This is a genomic window from Spiroplasma endosymbiont of Ammophila pubescens, assembly GCF_964020965.1.
Lineage (GTDB): Bacteria > Bacillota_I > Bacilli_A > Mycoplasmatales > Mycoplasmataceae > Spiroplasma.
In genome coordinates this window covers 526,953-545,439 of the sequence record NZ_OZ026611.1, presented here as the reverse complement: position 1 = coordinate 545,439, position 18,487 = coordinate 526,953, and the positions used below count along the sequence as shown (strand labels likewise).

Below are 18,487 nucleotides of genomic sequence, written 5' to 3'. Positions count from 1 at the left end.
TTTCAACAAAAAGATTTAAGTGATTTAGAGTTTGCTATTCGTGGTTATCAAAATAAAATAACAATTAATACATGTAATCCTGAAAGTTTAAAAAGATATATTGTTGCTTATTGTAATCAATTATTACCTTTTAATGAAGAAATAATGCGTAGTAAATATGAACAAATTAAATATATTGAAAAATGAAATATGAAGATTATTATTCATTATTCTAGTTGAAGACTTAATTATGAATTACCACAAGATAAAGTTAATGAACAATTAAGATTAGAACAATTAGATATTGAAAGAGCAAGAGTTTGGAGTTGAGGATTGCCTGGTAATACTGGTGGATCAATCTTTGCAAGATATATTGATATTATGCAAGCAACAGATATTATTCAACCAACTAAATTATTAGGTGGTGTTGATATTGCTAATGCTACTAGTCCTAAAGGACATACAACAGCGGCTAGTTTTTGAATATATAACTCATTTGATAAAAAAGCATATAAAGTAGCAGAATATACACATTCAAATGCTACACAACAATTTAAAACTGAATTAGAACAAGTTAAAGATATTTTAGAGTTTTATAACAATCAATTAAATCAATATTTTAATTTAATTCAACAAGGTATATCAATTAATGTTGATGATAGTGCTTATGCAACATTAGAAAGTTTAAACCGAGAAAAATATAATTATTCTTTTGGTCAATACATGAATTTTAAACCAGCACAAAAACAAAAATTTAAAGTAAGACATCGTGTAGAGGCATTCACAATGTTAATAAATACTAATCAATTAAAATGATTATGAGAAAAATGTCCTGTAAGTAAAACCCAATATGAATTAATACAATGAGAAGATAAGCCTGAAGCAAGAGAAGAAAAAGTATTAGACTTATATGATGATACATTTGATAGTGATTTTTATGCTTTACATTTTGAATTAATACCAATGGTTAAGCATAATAGTTCAGCAGATTATAAATTATGACAAGAAAGGGAGTGAATAAATTAATGAAAAAAGATATTTATGTAATACATGATGAGCGTGTAATAAATGCAAAAAGACCCTATATGTCTGTTTGTGGACAAGTTAAAAAAAGACTTTGTCAAGAATTAAAAAAAGATAATATCGCAATATGTAAATTAAATTTATATAACGAATATATTAAAAGATATCAAAAAGTTAAAGTATGTGTTCAAGTTTTATCAAATGAACCAAATTTATTAACTGTAAATATAATTAATTATGCACTTATTTTAAAATTAAAGGAGCAAAATAACAATGAATAATACTTTCCCTAGTTTACCAAACTTAAATGATATTAATAGTGTTTTAAAATTTTATAATTATGATTGAACTATTAATTTAGCAAATATTATCGCTCGTCATCAAATGCGATTAATAAATGGTAAAGATATTTTATTTAAGTCGCATCGTAAAGATATTTTAGAAAAATTAAATTGATGATATGAAACTTATAAAATAAAAGAAAAATTAGATAAAAATGAATTAACAGCAAGTTTAATGGGTGAAACTATCTTTGGTTTATTAGAAACTAGTGATGGAAATATTGATTTATGAATTAACCCTTTTAACTTTACATCACGCGTAAGTAAAATAAACGAAATTGAACAATGTGCTGATATTTGATTAAATTATCATCAATCAGATAGTGGTTTTATTTTAAATTTAATTTGTACCAAAGATAAAATAGTTATTAAAGGTTGACCTAAAAATAATGAAGTAGTTGTTGGTCAAAGTAAAACACAAATTAAAGATGATGTTAGACCTGTTTTAGTTCAAGAATTTAAAAATAAATTAGGTATAGTGCCCTTTTGAGAAATGATAAATGAACCTAATCCTTTATTTTTATCAACATCAACAACTTTAAATCCATGACCTACAATGGCAAATTGTTATAAATTACAATTTGATTTAGAAGATAGTTTTAATATTAAATCAAAAGAAAGATGAGCAAATCGTACGCATTGATATGGGGTATTAGATGATTATTTAGTGACTGCTTATAACAAAGGCAATAAAAAAGTATTACAAGATGCTTTTGATGATATTTTTATTCAATCAGGTCAATCAGACGTAGATGGTCAATTATCCTAATCTTTACAAGTAGTACAAGGAGCACCAACCTTAGAAACATATACACAAGACTAAAAAGCAATTATTGAACAAGTATATATAGCATGTAATTTTTCTAGTCCTTTTGATGATGCCTCAGATAGTGAAGAAAATAAAACCCAATCATTAATAAAAAAACAAAAGACTTAGAAAAACAAGCATATTTACAAGCATATCGTAAACAATATTATACTAAAATGTTTGATACTGTTTTAAAATATTATGGTTTATGAGATGGAAATGGTGAACGCCCTTATGGTTTTGATTTTGTTAGTGCTAGTTTAGTAGATCAAATGCGACAAAATGAATTAATTACTACTAGATTAGAAAATCGTACAATGGAGCCAGTAAGAGCAATAACTGAATATAATGATGTTGATGAATTAGAAGCAATCAAATATTATGAAAAAATTGAAAAATACTGAGATAAAAGGCATGCCCAAGAGATAGAACATAATAATAAATTAATGGAATATGATGAAACTGGTAATAATCAAAATGCCGTACAAGGTAGAACAGAAATTAAGGAGAATTAACAAATGCAAAAAATTAGTCCAGCAGCTATGCAATGATTAAGAACAGGAGCAGGTGCTACTGCAATAGATATAAGAGAAAGTATAAAAGAACATAGACATTGAATGGTATTTCCTTTTAATGTTTATAGTTCATATATTCCTAATACTGAAACAGGTTGAAAACCTAATAATGCTAAACCAAGTGATTGTGGTAGTTATTCAAGAATATTTGATAATATGGAAAGTACGATTGCTCAATGACAAGGTAGTTTAAAAATAGTCCAAAAATATAAAGGTGAAGAAATTAATATATTAACAATTGATGATTTTAAAAATCAACCAATTAACTCAACAATATGAGCCAATAATGAAACACCTTTTGCGATAAAATTAAAAGATGAAAATAATAATATTTATTGAAAATTAATTGATGGTGAAAATATTTATGATATTAATAGAATGTTAGAATACTTAAATCAATATAAATTAAGCTATTTTATTAATAATGATAATAAAGCTGATAACTTTTATACAAAAGAGGTTAAAGTTGGTAAATATTGAGATGCTTATATGGTTGATGATGTAAGTTCTATTAAATTTGGTGATGCTAAATTTGAACAAATATTTACTCAACAATCAACAGAACGACAATATACTTTATTAATTTTAGATGAAGATATTACTAAATTAAATATTAATGATTATTATAATTTTTATACTGTATTTAATGACCGTGGTTTAAATATTGGTGGTGGTGATATTAATTCTGCACACCAATATAGACAATGATTGTATCCATCAAATGTTATTAATTATTATTCCGTAGAAGATGGTGATTTCTTATGACAAAAAATTACTTTTTCAAATATTAATGACAAAATTAGTAATAGTGGTTTATCACAGTACGACAATTTATACAAACAAGTGCCCCAGGTGAAGGTTATTGTTTTCCTAAAATAACTTATGATGAAAAACTAAATAAAGGTATTGTTGAATTAGATGAGATTTTATTAAAAGACCCAGGTGTTAGAGCAATTGCAGTTAAATTTTATGGTAATCCTATCTTTTTTAATATACCTGTTATTGGGCGACCAATTATTAAAGGTGAATTTAATAAAAAAGTAATGAATTCTCGTGATTTATTAATGTATAACATGTTTCCTGCACCACCTGATAAAATAAATACTTATGCTTCACCCGAAGTAAGTTGATATAACATTCAGGGTATTCAACCAACTATTATTACTGGATATAAAGATTGAAAAGAACATATTCAATCAATGTCTGATTTTTGAATTGAAAAAAATAATGAGGGTATGATAATAACAGATAAAGCAAGTTCAACAGCAACCAATCCTACTGTTGGAACAACTATTAAGGAAGAAAATTTAAATTCTAAGCCTTATTGGTCTAAAAATTGAATTATTACTCCACCTGATAAAGTAAAAGTAAATAGTGGAACTATTAATAACATTATTAGTACCCAAGCATCATCTTATTTTAGAAGAAAAGATGAATTTGGTAATACTGTTGGTCAAGTTCAAATTGAATATAATAAAATGGGTAAATGTAATGTTTGAGATATTTTAAATATGAATAATTTTATTAATCGCAAAATTACAGTATTACCTTTAAACTATACGCAAAAATTAGTATTTAATCCTTTTACGATACCTGCTATTGGAAAGTTTTTAAACTTTGTTTCGTTTGGTATTCCTTGGGACTGAATTGGTAATTTAACAATTACACAAGATGATAAATGACCTAATTTCCCATGACTTAATGGTTTTATGAGTGCTAATGTTTATAGTTTTTATAATGATGCCTTTTGAGGTGATAAGGCTGCTGGTAAAGGTTATTTACCATTTGAAATATTTAGAGAACAGGGAAATGATAAAGTTGGTGCTATGATTGGTGCTAATACTACTAGTTTTAGTTTTACTACTTTATTAACTGATAAAATACAAGGCAATGTTTTTGAAAAAGATGGTAAATTAACAGAACGAATAACTTATTCAACTTATAATTTAAAACAATTAAACCCTAAAACTAATCGTATTTATTTAATTAATGAATTAGTAAGAGCAGTAGATGCTCAAACACCAGTTAGTGATAGTGAAAAAGATAATGATTGCGAATTCTTACAAACACCTGATGGTACAAATTGTAGTTATATAATTGATATGTTTTCAATCAAAGCATTATATAAAGGTAATTTTTAAATTATCTTTTATGCTGATAATCCATATACAAATAATGAAGAAGATTATTTACGCTTATCAGTATGAAGTTTTCGTGGTAAAACAAAAAGCGTATTAAATAATTATTTACGCGATATGACAACTAATTATAAAACTAGTTTCTTATTACCACATGATTATGAAATACCTACTTTTAATTATCCTGAATATGTATTACCACCAGTTCCATATAACTATAAACCTTATACAAAAGATATTTTAGATGCTAATATAGTTCAACCATTAAAAACTAAAATTATTGCACTGGCACAATGTAGCACAACTATTTCTTTTCTTTGAAAAAAAGATTTTATTAATTTATTTAGTAATAATTATTATAATGCTTATTATGAAGTAGAAATTGATTTAAAACAAATTGACCCAACAATTAAAAGTATAAGTAAATTCCAAGATACTTATAAAACTATTGAAATAAGTAATCTAGGTAATTTACAAGTTGAATGTGGACCACCTGAAATAGAAAATTTTATTCCTAATAGAAATGTTAATTTATCATACGGTAATAATTGTAATATTAATTTTGGTTTATTATCTAATGCAACTTTAAAATTAAACGGTAGAACACAAGTTGATAAAGTTAATTTTGAAAATACAAGAACTTTATATACTGATAATATAACTAATGAAATTAAAACATTTAAACCTATAGTGTATACTAATGGATTAACAACTGGATTTGTTTATCAAAGTCGCTATAAATTTGGAAAAACTGATTTAAGTTTATTACTTCAAATAACAAAATTATCCAATAGTGATAATGATAAAATTAAAGAAATAGAGCTACAAGCATATTATACTAATGATATGAAATTAAAAATCAGATTTTCAAAAGTAGTTCGCCCAGATTTTTCATCATTTTATTTGGATACATCAACTGGAATTTATTATGGATATTTTGGTAATGATAAAAATATAACAATAGATATTAATAATCCAAATATATTGGGTATTCGCAATAAAAGTGATAACCCAGTTAAAATTACATTTAAACCAAGATAAAAAGAAAAAGAGATTTAATCTCTTTTTTATTCTCCATTAACTTTTACATTACCATCATTATCAATAATTAAATCAGGTTTTTGTGTAGTTAAATTTCAACGATATACTGATTTAAAATAATCATTATTTATTTTTCATCAATTACCATTTGAATTAATATCATATCTATGTATAACTAAACCTTTTGAAGAAACAAATAAATCATATTGTTTTCAATGGTCAAGTTTCCTTTTTAATGATATAAAATTTAAATCTATATCGTTTTTAAAACTAATAATTTTTCATTTATCTTTTTTATCACCACGCCATACTACATAATATCATTTTTTATCAACTGTATTAAATGGTTTTTCTTGTGGTGCTATTCATCCTAAGTTATCTCTGATTTCTTGGTTAGCGGTATTTATTTTGTTTTCTTCTTTTAATTCTGTTAATTCTTCTTTTGTATATTCTTGTGGTGTATTACAAGCAACTAAACTTGTTGTACTTGTTCCTATTAAAGTGAATATTCCTAAAAGACTTAATATCTTTTTCATATTTTTATTCTTCCTCAATTATAAAATAACTGCCCCCAGTATTTGTAATAATTTTTCAACCATGATTATGATTAGATAAAAAATGATTATTTATTTCTTGAAAATGATTGTAAATAATATTGATTAAAGTATTAATATCATCATCAGTAATTGATCCACCTCAGCCGCTATGATCTTCTTTATGAAAATTACTAATTTTTGATTTGATTTGATTTTTAAATTGTTGATAATTATTTGCATTTTCTTGATAAATTTGTTTAATTTTATTTCATTCATTGATATTAATATCTAATTTTAGTTGATCATGAGCTAAAAATTTATAGTATTTTTCAATTTCATTATATTGATTATGTGATTCATGTTTAACTATTGTATGATTAGAATTAATTCATCAAAGAATAGCGGTTCCTGCAATTACTAATCCCCCAATTATTAATGATAAACCTAAAGTTTCGGGAGCTAATGCTGCCGCAGTACCAGCTTCTGTTCCAATAACTGCCCCTTCAGTGACCACAACTGCGGATTCTTCTGCAACTGATAAAGTTTCAGCCGCTGTTAAACCTTCTGCTACAGTACTTTCTGATAAAAGTGGGGTCATTTCTACTGCTTCCCCCGTTTCTGATGAAACAACAGTACGAGTGATTGATAAGCCTTTTATTGGTGATATTCCGGTCATTTTTGAAATACCTAAAATTCCAGCACCAGAAATTCCAGTAGAAGTAAACCCCAAACCAACATCTCTTAATTTATCTTTAAATGCTTTTTGTTCATTTTTGGGTAATGATTGATAATGTTGATTGATTTCATTTAATTTTTTTTGTTTAGATTGTTTTGATAAATTATTAAATTTAGTAATAATATCTTTTATTTTTTGATTGTTATTTGAATTTGAATCATTATCTTTTTCATTATCACTAATTTTAATTAAATTTTTTTTATCTTTATAATTTAAAGTAAAGAAAACTTCTAAATTTCCTATATATCTTGAATTTTGATTAGATATTATTATTGCTGATGTAGTTGTTATATTTGAAATTGAAATGTGATTTCTATTTATATTAATATTTAATTCAATAAAACGATTTAAAATAGTATCTGGTAAATTATCTGGTAATTCACCTAAATTTGTATTTAATAAAAGATTGTTTAAATTTCTTGGTGGCTTGGGTGGTGTAACATTATTTTGGTTATTTCTTTGACTTTTTGGCAAAACTGTTGCATATATTATTTCTTCTGTTTTGTTGTTTGTTACTATGTTTAATTTTGGCGGTGTTGGTGCCGGTCTATGGGGTTGCAATCTTGAATTATTTTCTAAAACATTATAAAATCTTGAATTTCCAACTAATCTACCATTATTTTCTATAGAACTATTACTTGTATTTGGCAAAACATTTTTACATTCTCAATTAAAAGAAGAATCATAACTTTCTTCATTAGAAGGATTATAAAAACAAGAATGACCAACTATTTCAATACCAAAAGAAGAAGCAAGTTGAAAACTAACTCACACAAAATCATTAGAATTTTCATTATTATTTCATATAACTCTTGCACCAATTTCTGAAATATCAGTAATCTTTATATTGCTTTTTTTTATTTTTTTATTTAATTTACAAATTTTATTTAAAATTGTTTCTTCATCATTTTTATCTAAAATACCTAAAAATCAATTTTTTAATAAATCATTTAGTTTTTTATCATTTTCTCGTTTATTTCTAATTATTTTTTTTAAATTAATTTTTTGTGAATAATTAATATTATCAATACTTAATTTTTCTTTTTGATAAGTACTAGCGGCAATTGTTGTTGGTATAGCACTTCCACTAATAGTTAAAACACTTAATAAACTAAATAATTTTTTCATACTTGTTTTTCTCCTTTTCTTAGTCTTGAAACCTTACTCAATATATACCTGCATTATATATATATATATATATATATACAAGTAAAATTATGAATTATTTTAAAAATTTTATCTTGTTAAATAACCCTTATTGCGCGTTTTAAAAGCTAAAGGTCGCATGTAAAAAAGAAGGGTTTTAACAAATACATAGAAATTGAATAAGAATAATAATTAAACCATTTACTAAAATGGTTTTTTTATTTGTAAAACCAAAATTATTAATTGATTCAGAGAAAGGACAGCATTTTAAAATCTTAAAATAGAAACTTTTATTACAATTTTTTGATACCCTCTTTAAGTTGTTTACACATTTATTAAATATCTTAGAAATATTTACAAAGTGTACCTGTTTTTTCTCCAATTTTAAGGTGTTGTCCTTTCTCTGTTTCAGTTAATTAATTTGCTAATAAAAAAACTTAATAAAAGAAAGGAGTAAGTAATGAAAAATAAGCAACAACAAATTTGTGATATTGATAACTGCTATAAAATAATATCATTTATTACTGAAGAGTTTTCATCAAATAAGGTTTTATGAACTTGTGAAAAACATAAAGATTTATTAAATCGGACAAAAAATAAAAAACAAAAACGATTTTATAAACGCTTAGAAAATTCAAAAATTATTTTTGATTGAGAAACGGGTTTTTTAAAACTTAAATTTTATAAAACAATTTAATGCAGTGTGGGACTGTTATTTTAAATAACTAAGTGCTTTCATAAGAACATGAGTTTAAACTCATTCCCACCAGAGGCGGTCTAGCCCAACGGTAATCAGTCCGGAAATAATAGACGCTTTAACAAGCGATAGTCGTGATAAGTGCGAAGTCAACATCAAACGACAATAAATATTGAGATGGACACTTTATAAATAAATTTGCGATAGATTTACTTCTTAGAAGTGGCAACGGTTTTACAAACCACAAAGCCAGCACTAGGATCTTCAAAGTGCAAGTGAATTTATTTTAAAAACTGAACGCTTTGACCTGAAATGGTGGGATGAAGAGAGAGAAAACTCTCTGGCGGCAAAAAGAAAAAACAACTGTGTATTATTAAATATTCAAACAATTAACATACCACCACCGCTCACCCCACTAAGGCGGATGGCGTAGTAAGTAAATAGATAAATACTTATATAACTAATTTTCGCTTGGCACTTTCACTTGGGAGTGAGTGCCAGTGAGTTAAAAATAGGAGGAAAAATAAATGACAGAATATAAAAGTTTGTATATTAATAAAACTTGAAATGAAATAACAGCATCTTTTGATTGAGTTAATTGTCAACCTATTAATTGTCGTATTTCACATCATAAAAATCATTATGATTTGCAATGTTTAGAATGAGCCAAAATGTACTTAAATTTATTTAAAGATAAATGAGATGTTATTGCTTCTTATATGCAACATTACAAAATTAACGATATTTTAGATTTAGCTTCCGATGGATGAAAAATATTACAAATTGACAAAAAAATCAAAGGAATAATTTAGGAGATTTTTATGAAAAAGTTAAATAAAACTTGTCTTAAACAAAGATATTGAGGTTATTGTTCAAAATGTAATCAAGAAAATAAATTAAATGAATTAATGCTTAAAAATTATTCCGTTTCATTTGAAAATATTACTGATGAACATTTAGTATTAGGTAAAAAGAATTAGGAGAAATTAAATTATGAATAAAAAATACTTATTAGTAATGAAACATGAAAATGAAGTTCTAACTAAATCGTTTTATACATTAAAATAAGCAAAACTTACTGCTAGTGTTGAAAATGAAAATGAATGATTAACAACAATTATTGATTTAGAAAATGAAAATATTAAATAACAAGGATGTGAATAATATGTATAAAGATGAAGATGACAAAGTTTATACCGAAGAATACTTATTTAATGAAGCATTAGAAGAATGTCATTCAGAAGAAAGTGCTTATTACTATATTGATAGTTTAATTGAAGAAAAGAATTTGGAGGAAATTTAATAATGAATAAATTTATTGGAATTGGTAGAACAACAAAAGATATTGAAATTAAGAAAACTCAAAATGGGAAAGAATATGCAATTTTTAATTTAACAATAGCACGTCCATATTCAAAACAAAAAGAAACTGATTTTATACCTTGTCAAGTTTGAAATAAACAAGCAATTACTTTACAAAAATATTGTCAAAAAGGTAGTCAAATAGCAATTACTGGTGTTTTACAATCTTTTAAAGATAAGAATAATAAAATACATTAAATAGTTCAAGTATCTAATTATGAATTTTTACATACAAATAATGATTTAAAAAAATCTGATAAACCACAAGAAAAAATAGAATTTAATTCATCTGAGACAAAAGAATTATTTAATAATGATAATCAAAATATTGGTAATGATGAAACAATTTTATTAGATTAGATTTAAAACCTTTATATATTTTTAATGATGAATTACATAAGTATAGTATTTTAATACCTAGTGTAAGTAAAATTGTTAATATTTTAGTGCCAAAAGATTTTTCACAAATTGATGAGAATATTTTAAAATTAGCACAAAATCGTGGAATATGTTTACATAATATGATTGATGTTTGAATAAAAAATAATTTTGATGATGAATTAATTCAATTTATTAATTGTGAAATAAAATCACATCGTGAATTATTTAAAAATTTTACAAAACTATATCAAGAAACTTTTAAAGATATTAAATTTAAATATTATGAAACTGAAAAAACACTTTATAGTCCTTTAATGTGTGGGACAACTGATTTTATTGGAATAACAACTGATAATGAATATATAATATGTGATTGAAAAATTACTAGTTCTAATGAGAAAACAGATATTGAACGCTATATTTGACAATTAAAACTTTATTATTTATTAGAAAAAGACTTTTGTATAGATAATAAAAAAATATTAATGATAATTATAAATCCAAAATTAAAAATAGTAATTAAAGAAAAAAGTTGATATTACTAAACAAAATTTAGAACAAATTAAAGAAGCAATTTTAATATGACAAGAAAGAGAGGAATGAGAAAATGCCACAAGAAACTAAAAAAACATTAATAGCAAGTATTGGTGAAATACAACACGATTTATCATTATATTTAGAAAAAAACCAAACAATGCAAATGAATGATAGAGTAATGTATAACTATTTTGGTGAAGCACAAGTATTAGAATTAGTTAAAAAAGAATTTTAAAAACATCATATTACATATATTTGAAGTTATGTAAAAGATACTTTAAAAGTAATTAATGATATCCCGTATTTTGAAATGGAATTAACTTTATGTAAAGAAACAGAAGAAATTAAAACTTATTAACCTTTTACGGGTAAAAATACTGACCCCGCTAAAAGTATTGGGTCAGCATTAACTTATGGAGTTAAAAATGTTTTAAGTAAATTATTAGGTTTACCAACCGAAGAATTAGACCCCGATAATAGTGAAATAAGTAAAATTAATTCTAAGCAAGAAAAAGAACAAACAGAAATTATTAACAATTCAAATCCAAATTGAATGAGTGAACAGCATTTTAATAATATTAAAAATTTTATTACAAATACAAAAATAGAACAAGATATTATTTCAAAAGGTAAAAATTGATTAAAAGAAGAATTAAATGTTGAAAAATTATCACCAGTTCTGATTAGAAAACAAAGCGAAGATTTTTATTATCAATTTAAAGAAAGATTTTTAAGATAATGATAAAAATAGGTATTGACCCATCAGGAACTGGTACTACGGCTATTGCTTTTTTTGAAGATAATAAATTAATTGATAAATATGAATATACAAATCGTGATTGAATTGTACAAACCAATATTATTTTAGATGAGTTAAGAGCAGAAGCAATTATTAATATTGAAGATTGTTTATATACATCTTCTAATGCGAGTAAAGATAGAGATGATTTATTAAAACTTATAGGGGCAATTAAATATAAAACAGAAAAATTATTAAATATCAATTGAGTATCACCACGCCATACTAAATCAGTTCTTAAAAATATGGAAAATTTGAGCAAATATAATGATAGTTGTATATGAAAATTTGAAAAAGATGCTAATTTAACTTATCAATATGGTAAAGGTTGAAAATATAATAATGAAAATAAAAGTAATCATTTACGCGATGCTATTATTATTGCTAATTATGAAAGATAATATTATGAAACATTCATTTAATCAAAAAACAAGAAAATATTATTCTAAATTAATTTGAAATGTTAATGTTTACTTAAATGAAAATGAAGAAAAAGTTTGAAATGAATTCAATGACTTTACTTATTCACAACGAATATAACATCTTATTAATTTTTATATAAAACATAGTAAAGGAAAAATAAAAAAATAACCAATTAAGGTTATTTTTTTAAAATACTATTTTTTAGTTGTCTAATAGCATCTTTTTGTTCTTGTTTTTTGTTGTTTACTTTAACTTGCTTTTTAACATTTTTAATTTGACCTGTTTTTAATGCTAATTCTGTTGCATATTCAGATCCTCGTAAATGTTTTTCGTGGGCAATAACAGCAGTTCTTAATTCTCTAATTTCTGCTTTATATTTTTTAATTTTTTTAGCAGATAATCCAAAAATACCAAGACTACCGATTCCACCTGCACCTGCTAACACAAGTAAAGCAATCATTAATGTTTCATTCATTTTATTTAATTCCTTTCTTATCCTTACTCAAACAGTGGCCATCTATCCTTTCAGAACAAAATAATTTATAAATTAAAACTATATAACCACCCAAAAATATCAACCGCCCCTATATATAGTCTATTTTAATAAAATTTAATTATTATTGTTTATATTTAATTCTTGTTTATTTTCTTCTTGTTTTTGTTTTTTAATATTTTCATTTTGTATATTTTTTAATTTTTCTTCTGTTATGCCATCTAAATTATTTCATTGTTTTGCTATTCGTGGTTGAACGACACGCGGATTAATACGGCAGTCCAAACAATGTCATAAATGGTCTTTTTTTCATTTTGATTTATCAATTCAAATGATAATTAAAGAAATTATTAAAGTAATTAAAGGTAATATTGTAAATACTAATCCCATTTTAGATATTTTTAATCTTGGTATATCAATTTTCATATCTACTTTTGTTTTACTACTAGCAACAAATATACCCTGAATTCCGTGTGTAAATAAAGGTGTTAATAATATAGCAATTCCATTACCTCAATATTGACCATAATTACATCAATTAATATTATCTTTTATTGCATTAATCATGCCATATTTTAATCAACAATTTAATACTAAAAATATCAATGTATAAAAACTAACTACTCAACTACGAATTTTATATTTCCTTTCTCATTCTCTAATATCTTTATGAGTTCAATTATAAGTCGGAATAGGGTCTTTTTTAAATCAATTTCAAGGTAAGGCACCCTTTAATCAAGTTGTTTTATCTTGTTTCATAATTATTTACCTCATTTAATTTTTTATTCATTTTTATTTAATTCTAATCATTTTTTATTGAATAATTCTTTAATATCATTTCTATTATTTGAAATAATTCTTAATATTGGATGTTTTTTAAATAAATTTAATTCATTAATAGTTGTTGCACTATTTATTTTTCTTATCACTATATCATAAGAGTCCGATGTTTCTTCTTGATACTTAGGTAAATCAATATCCATATCACGCTTATAAATAAAATGTGGTTCATCTGCCATTAATTCGCTATTATTTATTAATTTTCTTTTAATTGTTAAATCTTTAATAACAATATTATTTGTGTCATTTGAAATTGAGTCATCTTGCTTAATCATTATTCTTTGATATGAATTATCTGCTAAAAATGTAAAAATTGATTTTTGTAATATTGTTTCAAAATAATATGTTACAAATTTATTAGCAGATGAATAGTCTGTTATTGAAATTGATATTTTATAGTAATATTTTGTTAAATCATAATTTGGAATTTTAAATGTTAATTTTTCGTTTGCATCTGGATAATTAATTAATTCTCAATCATTGGCACCACTAATAGATATATCACCACTACCTAATAATGAATTATCATTAATAGTTTTAATATTTGTGCCACTTACTAATTTATCTTGTTTAAGATTAATATCTTGTGATGTTTTTACAATATATTTACCATCAACTTTTTTAATATAATTTTTATTAAAATCACTATCTTTAATAACATCCGATGGAATTTCACCACTTTGTTTTGCTTTTCAAACACCATTTTCTTCATAAATAGTATCATTATCAAATGGAACAATAATTTTAATATATTCGTTATAATCAATTTTAGAAAAATCATTAATAGTTGGATAAAAAATATTTATTGAATTATTTGTTTGTAATCGTTCTTTTAATCAAAATAATAATGTTGGATAAAAAGTTTTTTTACTAATATGTTTATATTCTTCTTCTCATGAATGAGCATAATTATCTAAACTATAATTATAAGGTCTAGATACTGTTTTACTAGATATAATATCAATTATTTCATCTGCTAATTTTAAAGCATTTTTAACATCTATGGTAATATTTTCATTTGCTTCAGGGTCATTAGTTTGTGAATAAGCAACTCCACCTTGTAAAAATGAAGCACTACCAGTTAAATCATTAACACCTTTTGGTAAATATCAATTCATAACTACTAATAAACAAGCAGATTGAATATAACTTAATCATTTATCATATTCAATTAAACCAGTATTATCTTTTTTTATTCATGGAAATAATTCTTTTTTATTAATCTTATCGGAAATTGTTCCACCTGATAATCTATCCATTCATAAACTAGTTTTTAAAATAGCATTATAAATTAAATTATCATTATAAGCAGATTGTTTTCTATCATTAATAGGTTGTCAAAGTTTACTTTCTTTAACATCTTCAACTGTTATAAATAACAAATTATTTAAATTATTTTCCATATAAAACACCTTTTAATTGATTACGATATTTATTTTTTAAATTACTTGGCTTATAACTATTAATTTTTCTTTGTACTTTTTTAATTTTTTTAATAGTTTGATTAGTTTTGTAAAACATATTTTTAACTGGTGTTTTATATAAATTCTTAATATTTTTAACATCACTTCGGCGTTCACGATACCATTTTTTATTATTAATTTCATCAGCAAAATTAAAATTAAAATGTCCAATTTTTAAATTATTAATAAACTTTTTAATTTGATTTAATTTTTGAACTATTGGTAATGTTAATTTAGTAGTTCCTTTTGGGTATTTTTCTTTTAATGCTTGCAGTAATCGTTTTTTAATATAATTTCTTAAATGACTAGGTAATCATTTTCTTAATCAATAACGCTAAAATAAGGTTCCTGAATTAGATACAGTATTACTTAATAATTTTCAAATTTCAACTAGAACATTAGGATAAACATATGGACCATAAAATTTCGGGTGTTTTGCTGTTTTTATATATATTAAAATAGTTAAATTACCTGTTAAAGTTAACTTATTTGTAATATTAAACATACCACTATCAAGTCAACTACTATTTAAGGGTTGTCAATTAGTATTTAAATAATTTTCATTTTTAAATTGTTCTCTATTTTTAATATTATTATCTTTTTCTAATTGACTTAATATTTGTTGTATTTCTTTTTTATGACCTTTTTTAAATTTGTTTTTACTTTTTGAGGTTCAGCAGGGAATAATGCTTTTTTTCATTTGTATAAAATAATTTTGTTTATATTGATTATACAAATTAATTATTTGTGTTCCAGTTAAATATTTCCAAAAATTTCGTTTTAAATTTTCATCATATTTCACAATAGAATAAGAATTATCATAAATTAAACCAATAGCTACTTGATCAGAATGTTTTTTACTAAAATAAATAAACTTATTATTTAATCAAAAACCAATATGTTTATTGTGGTTAGGTAAATTTATAAACGAAGCTTTGTCAGTTTGAAAAACTGTAAATTCTGTTCGAATAAAATAATTTTGTACGTTAATATTCTTCTTATAAAAACTTATAAAAACACCTTACTTTCCATATTATATTTACACAATGCCGTATTAAAACCACTTTTATAACTTGGTTTATGATACATTACTCAAAACAAACTACCAACAAATTTTTTATTCAAAATAGAATGACAAATTTGACATTTAAGTTTAATAATTAATCAAACTACCTAAAATTTGTAATAATTAATTCTTGGCCAAGTTTTGGCTTTTTATTATGACAATTAGTAGAACTATACACTCATTCAAATTCATTAATATTAAATTCTTTAAACAAGTCTTTAATAAACTCAGAATTATCAATACTTAAAATTCATTTACCTTTAATTTTTAAAATATTATATTTTAGTTCATAAAAGTTAATTTTTGAATGTTTATAAACTCTTCCTTTATTATAATAATATGGTAGATCTAAATATCAAACAATATTTTTATCCATATAATATTTATTAATAATATTTTTATAGTCCAAATTATAGAACTCAATATTATTTTTAGGATCAACTAATAGTCTTCTAACATTTTGAATTCTCAACAATTTATTAAAATTAAAATTTTGTTGTAATCTTTTATCTGTTCAAGTTCCTCATTCTTTTCCGTTAAAAGTTAAAGCATTTTTAATTAAAAATTTTTCGCCTGTATTCAAACAATAATCATTTGCTATCTTTTCTTTCATTTCATCAATAGTTTTTGAATTAGGGTATGCCAATTTTTGTAAATAATCTAATTCGATTAAGTGAATCCCTTCCCGCTAAAAGTTAATCAAGTCACTATGTAAATCATTAAAGACTACTTTGTTACATAACTGCTGGTCTAACACATTTAAGCCAACTGAAGCACCGCCACAAAATAAATCTATAAATTTATCAAATTTAGCCGGTAATAATGCTTTAATTTTATCAAAGTGTTTAGCTTTTCCACCTGACCAAGACAACGGACTAATAAATTTCATTCTAATCCTCCTTTACTATAAAATGTTTAAATAATGTATATGTATTGTAATAAACATTGTTAAATATATAAAATTAAAAATTAAGGCACACTGAAAATAACTACTTAGTTTTAACTAATAGCTATTAAAATATAAAATTATACGTTTATAATTAATCAACTCACATAAAAGCTAGTGTGCCATAGCTAAAATATATGAATGGATCAGTTATAATAAATATTAAAAGCCTTTAACCATGACACGGAAAAAGTTTAATATTTTAATAATTACTCAAATTCCAAATGGAATTAAAATAATTCAAGCATCACCTAAAAAGGTCATTAATTGTGGTAACACAGCATAAACAGCATCTTTAACTTTCATCATTGCTTGTCCCAAACCGCTTCAAATAGAATCCATTCCACCTGAAATAGTAGGAGTATCTGTAGCTAGAAAATTAACAGCTGTTGTTAAATACATACCTAACGTTATTCTTTATCCTCCTTGTTTTCAATTTCTTTTTTATCTTTTTTCTTACCCCGAATTTGACGAATTTTTTGATAAATCGATAAACCAATTCAAGCAAGAATTCCTAAAACAATAACAATACTAAATATTCATGTTAACCATACTGGCATAATTTAATTCCTCCTAAAAATTTAGTTTGCGCGACACGCTCCGCGTGTTCGCTACGCTCAAAAATAAACAATATTGAATAAATTACCGCTAATAAATTACGCGGATAATTTATTCATTTTCTTTTACATTATTAGTTACTATCTTATTAACAGTATTAATAACATTATCTTTTCCATACTTAATTACTAAGGACCGCAAAATAAAATAATGTTTTGTTTGCATAATTTCAACTCCTTAAATTAAATTTTCTATACATAAAAGAAAAAACAAGATTATATCTTGTTTTTAACTAACAACCCGTATCTTTGCAACGGTCCCAATAAATATAATAATTTTCATAGTGATAATGAAACTTGCAAAAAAATGATTAATGCTAAGATTGTTGATGTCAAAGATATTCCTAAATTAATTAAACCTGAAAATCGTTTTTTAGTTCAAGCACGTTGAGTTAAATATGGAAATGCATATATTGAAAGCAGTCAATAGTTTGCTTTAACTTGATATTATGAAAATAATAGTTATTATATTCAAGTTTTAACACAGCATTGAGTAAATGTTACAGGTTCATCTATCGGTGGTAGAACATGAATGGGAAT

Annotated in this window: 29 protein-coding genes and 2 pseudogenes; 19 read left to right on the top strand and 12 right to left on the bottom strand. The window is 24.0% G+C overall.

The window, feature by feature from the left end; genetic code table 4:
- Positions 1-15 precede the first annotated feature (15 nt).
- From ABNT63_RS03375 to ABNT63_RS03345, 7 genes are all read left to right on the top strand, one after another.
- Positions 16-1,005 carry a PBSX family phage terminase large subunit gene (locus ABNT63_RS03375; protein WP_348737139.1) on the top strand — a complete coding sequence of 330 codons (990 nt, stop codon included), beginning with the start codon at positions 16-18 and terminating at the stop codon, positions 1,003-1,005.
- Positions 1,005-1,283: a hypothetical protein gene (locus tag ABNT63_RS03370; protein WP_338991181.1), complete on the top strand. Its 279-nt coding sequence runs from the start codon at positions 1,005-1,007 to the stop codon at positions 1,281-1,283. Before ABNT63_RS03375 ends, ABNT63_RS03370 begins: the two co-directional genes overlap by 1 nt.
- The gene (locus tag ABNT63_RS03365; RefSeq protein ID WP_348736472.1) at positions 1,276-2,112 is read left to right on the top strand and encodes a hypothetical protein; all 837 of its coding nucleotides are present in this window, start codon (positions 1,276-1,278) and stop codon (positions 2,110-2,112) included. Before ABNT63_RS03370 ends, ABNT63_RS03365 begins: the two co-directional genes overlap by 8 nt.
- A 215-nt stretch (positions 2,113-2,327) precedes the next feature.
- Positions 2,328-2,666: a hypothetical protein gene (locus tag ABNT63_RS03360; RefSeq protein WP_348735162.1), complete on the top strand. Its 339-nt coding sequence runs from the start codon at positions 2,328-2,330 to the stop codon at positions 2,664-2,666.
- Between the two features lie 3 nt (positions 2,667-2,669).
- On the top strand, positions 2,670-3,605 hold the full coding sequence (locus ABNT63_RS03355) for a hypothetical protein (RefSeq protein WP_348736470.1): 936 nt from the start codon (positions 2,670-2,672) through the stop codon (positions 3,603-3,605).
- 164 nt (positions 3,606-3,769) lie between these two features.
- Positions 3,770-4,867: a hypothetical protein gene (locus ABNT63_RS03350; protein ID WP_348736468.1), complete on the top strand. Its 1,098-nt coding sequence runs from the start codon at positions 3,770-3,772 to the stop codon at positions 4,865-4,867.
- A gap of 114 nt (positions 4,868-4,981) precedes the next feature.
- Complete coding sequence (locus ABNT63_RS03345; protein WP_348736467.1) at positions 4,982-5,905, top strand: hypothetical protein; 924 nt, start codon at positions 4,982-4,984, stop codon at positions 5,903-5,905.
- 26 nt (positions 5,906-5,931) lie between these two features.
- Here ABNT63_RS03345 and ABNT63_RS03340 read toward each other — a convergent pair whose 3' ends face one another.
- Positions 5,932-6,441, bottom strand: a complete 510-nt coding sequence (locus ABNT63_RS03340; protein ID WP_348736465.1) for a lipoprotein — start codon at positions 6,439-6,441, stop codon at positions 5,932-5,934.
- A 4-nt stretch (positions 6,442-6,445) separates the two neighbouring features.
- Positions 6,446-8,305, bottom strand: a complete 1,860-nt coding sequence (locus tag ABNT63_RS03335) for a hypothetical protein (protein ID WP_348736463.1) — start codon at positions 8,303-8,305, stop codon at positions 6,446-6,448.
- A gap of 478 nt (positions 8,306-8,783) precedes the next feature.
- Between ABNT63_RS03335 and ABNT63_RS03330 the strand changes: the two genes are divergently transcribed.
- From ABNT63_RS03330 to ABNT63_RS03285, 11 genes and pseudogenes are all read left to right on the top strand, one after another.
- Positions 8,784-9,020, top strand: a complete 237-nt coding sequence (locus ABNT63_RS03330) for a hypothetical protein (RefSeq protein WP_348736461.1) — start codon at positions 8,784-8,786, stop codon at positions 9,018-9,020.
- 527 nt (positions 9,021-9,547) lie between these two features.
- Positions 9,548-9,832, top strand: a complete 285-nt coding sequence (locus ABNT63_RS03325) for a hypothetical protein (RefSeq protein ID WP_348736459.1) — start codon at positions 9,548-9,550, stop codon at positions 9,830-9,832.
- Positions 9,833-9,841: 9 nt separating this feature from the next.
- Entirely contained in the window at positions 9,842-10,000 is a 159-nt protein-coding gene (locus ABNT63_RS03320; RefSeq protein WP_348736457.1) for a hypothetical protein, read from the top strand.
- A 185-nt stretch (positions 10,001-10,185) separates the two neighbouring features.
- Positions 10,186-10,323, top strand: coding sequence for a hypothetical protein (locus ABNT63_RS03315; RefSeq protein WP_348736455.1), 138 nt, complete (start codon positions 10,186-10,188; stop codon positions 10,321-10,323).
- A 2-nt stretch (positions 10,324-10,325) separates the two neighbouring features.
- Positions 10,326-10,580, top strand: a complete 255-nt coding sequence (locus tag ABNT63_RS03310; RefSeq protein ID WP_348736453.1) for a single-stranded DNA-binding protein — start codon at positions 10,326-10,328, stop codon at positions 10,578-10,580.
- A gap of 248 nt (positions 10,581-10,828) precedes the next feature.
- A complete protein-coding gene (locus ABNT63_RS03305) occupies positions 10,829-11,308 on the top strand; it encodes a hypothetical protein (protein WP_348736451.1) in 480 nt (159 codons plus the stop codon).
- Positions 11,309-11,370: 62 nt separating this feature from the next.
- Positions 11,371-11,535 (top strand): hypothetical protein, encoded by a 165-nt coding sequence (locus ABNT63_RS03300; protein WP_348735260.1) that lies wholly within the window; start codon positions 11,371-11,373, stop codon positions 11,533-11,535.
- A 159-nt stretch (positions 11,536-11,694) separates the two neighbouring features.
- Positions 11,695-11,766, top strand: a pseudogene (locus tag ABNT63_RS11345) (hypothetical protein); the annotation flags it as partial.
- 87 nt (positions 11,767-11,853) lie between these two features.
- Entirely contained in the window at positions 11,854-12,039 is a 186-nt protein-coding gene (locus ABNT63_RS03295) for a hypothetical protein (RefSeq protein WP_348736449.1), read from the top strand.
- The gene (locus tag ABNT63_RS03290; RefSeq protein WP_348736447.1) at positions 12,039-12,500 is read left to right on the top strand and encodes a hypothetical protein; all 462 of its coding nucleotides are present in this window, start codon (positions 12,039-12,041) and stop codon (positions 12,498-12,500) included. Before ABNT63_RS03295 ends, ABNT63_RS03290 begins: the two co-directional genes overlap by 1 nt.
- Positions 12,501-12,504: 4 nt before the next feature.
- Positions 12,505-12,639, top strand: a complete 135-nt coding sequence (locus ABNT63_RS03285) for a hypothetical protein (RefSeq protein WP_348736445.1) — start codon at positions 12,505-12,507, stop codon at positions 12,637-12,639.
- A 61-nt stretch (positions 12,640-12,700) separates the two neighbouring features.
- On the opposite strand, the gene ABNT63_RS03280 is transcribed toward ABNT63_RS03285, so the two are convergent.
- The 10 genes and pseudogenes from ABNT63_RS03280 to ABNT63_RS03240 form a co-directional block, all read right to left on the bottom strand.
- On the bottom strand, positions 12,701-12,997 hold the full coding sequence (locus tag ABNT63_RS03280; RefSeq protein WP_348736443.1) for a hypothetical protein: 297 nt from the start codon (positions 12,995-12,997) through the stop codon (positions 12,701-12,703).
- Between the two features lie 135 nt (positions 12,998-13,132).
- Entirely contained in the window at positions 13,133-13,774 is a 642-nt protein-coding gene (locus ABNT63_RS03275) for a hypothetical protein (protein ID WP_348736442.1), read from the bottom strand.
- A 23-nt stretch (positions 13,775-13,797) separates the two neighbouring features.
- Positions 13,798-15,258 carry a hypothetical protein gene (locus ABNT63_RS03270; protein ID WP_348736440.1) on the bottom strand — a complete coding sequence of 487 codons (1,461 nt, stop codon included), beginning with the start codon at positions 15,256-15,258 and terminating at the stop codon, positions 13,798-13,800.
- On the bottom strand, positions 15,248-15,376 hold the full coding sequence (locus ABNT63_RS03265; RefSeq protein ID WP_348736438.1) for a hypothetical protein: 129 nt from the start codon (positions 15,374-15,376) through the stop codon (positions 15,248-15,250). The genes ABNT63_RS03270 and ABNT63_RS03265 overlap by 11 nt, the downstream gene beginning before the upstream one ends.
- A 276-nt stretch (positions 15,377-15,652) precedes the next feature.
- Positions 15,653-15,823, bottom strand: a complete 171-nt coding sequence (locus tag ABNT63_RS11340) for a hypothetical protein (protein WP_431607833.1) — start codon at positions 15,821-15,823, stop codon at positions 15,653-15,655.
- Positions 15,824-15,969: 146 nt separating this feature from the next.
- Positions 15,970-16,330: pseudogene (locus ABNT63_RS03260) on the bottom strand (DUF3627 domain-containing protein); the annotation flags it as partial.
- Between the two features lie 157 nt (positions 16,331-16,487).
- Entirely contained in the window at positions 16,488-17,030 is a 543-nt protein-coding gene (locus tag ABNT63_RS03255; protein WP_348736436.1) for a hypothetical protein, read from the bottom strand.
- Between the two features lie 42 nt (positions 17,031-17,072).
- Positions 17,073-17,273, bottom strand: coding sequence for a DNA adenine methylase (locus ABNT63_RS03250; protein ID WP_348736434.1), 201 nt, complete (start codon positions 17,271-17,273; stop codon positions 17,073-17,075).
- Positions 17,274-17,492: 219 nt separating this feature from the next.
- Positions 17,493-17,732, bottom strand: coding sequence for a hypothetical protein (locus ABNT63_RS03245; RefSeq protein WP_348736432.1), 240 nt, complete (start codon positions 17,730-17,732; stop codon positions 17,493-17,495).
- An 8-nt stretch (positions 17,733-17,740) separates the two neighbouring features.
- Complete coding sequence (locus ABNT63_RS03240) at positions 17,741-17,890, bottom strand: hypothetical protein (RefSeq protein WP_338989041.1); 150 nt, start codon at positions 17,888-17,890, stop codon at positions 17,741-17,743.
- A 364-nt stretch (positions 17,891-18,254) separates the two neighbouring features.
- On the opposite strand from ABNT63_RS03240, the gene ABNT63_RS03235 reads away from it, so the two are divergent.
- Complete coding sequence (locus ABNT63_RS03235; protein ID WP_348736430.1) at positions 18,255-18,377, top strand: hypothetical protein; 123 nt, start codon at positions 18,255-18,257, stop codon at positions 18,375-18,377.
- Positions 18,378-18,487 lie beyond the last annotated feature (110 nt).